An 806-nucleotide genomic window follows, 5' to 3' on the forward strand; every position below is an offset into this window, starting at 1 on the left:
ACGACTGCACCAAGCGCACCAGAAATTGCTCTATTAGTTAATGGTTCAGCAAACGTAGTTGTCTACACTGCTGAAGTAGGTGATATGCTTAAAATATCATTGTATTTCCCGGAAACTGGAAATTGGACTCAAGTAGCAACCTTGACTAAACAGGAAGATGGAAGCTGGATTTCAGATAAGCCAGAAAATGTATCAAATATTGAAGCTGGCAGCAATGTCGCAAATGTTCTTCGAACTGTAACTAAAGGAGCCAGCGTAATAGCTGCTCATACAGAAGATCCGGCAGGTAATAGTAGCCCTGAGGCTTTAAAAGATTTTATTCCTGACTTGATGCTAATTGCGCCGAAAGTGATTCCGTCAACAACTGATGGTGCTGTCACTATAGTACCAACTGAATTTACTGAACCGGGCGATACAGTTGAAATTCAAGTAATTCCTGAAGGATCTGACACTCCGGAAAAAGTAACTTTAACCAAAAATGCAGATAGCAGTTGGACTTCAGACAAACCAGAAATTGTCCCAAGCATTGAAGTAGGTCAAGATAGAACTACCATTCCACAAGATAAAGTGAAAGATGGTTCTTATGTAACCGTACAGGCTAAAGATCCTGTTGGTCGCCAAAGTAATCTTGGCTATGGTAGAGCAGGTAATAACGTAGATAAAACTGCACCAAGCGCACCGGAAGTGACTCCATCTACAGAAGATGGTTCAGTAACTGTGAAAGTACCAAGCGATGCAGAAGCAGGTGATACTGTAGAAGTAACCGTCACCCCTGAAGGTTCTAACACCCCTGAAAAAGTGACCTT

Annotated in this window: 1 protein-coding gene; it reads left to right on the top strand. The window is 41.9% G+C overall.

The genetic code is table 11. The features are described 5' to 3' along the window. Positions 1 to 806, top strand: an 806-nt coding sequence (locus O3682_RS11700) for a hypothetical protein (RefSeq protein WP_371510185.1), incomplete at both ends; no start/stop codon positions are given.

The sequence above is a fragment of the Neisseria sp. 27098_8_112 genome (assembly GCF_041433235.1).
In the GTDB taxonomy this organism is placed as follows: domain Bacteria; phylum Pseudomonadota; class Gammaproteobacteria; order Burkholderiales; family Neisseriaceae; genus Neisseria.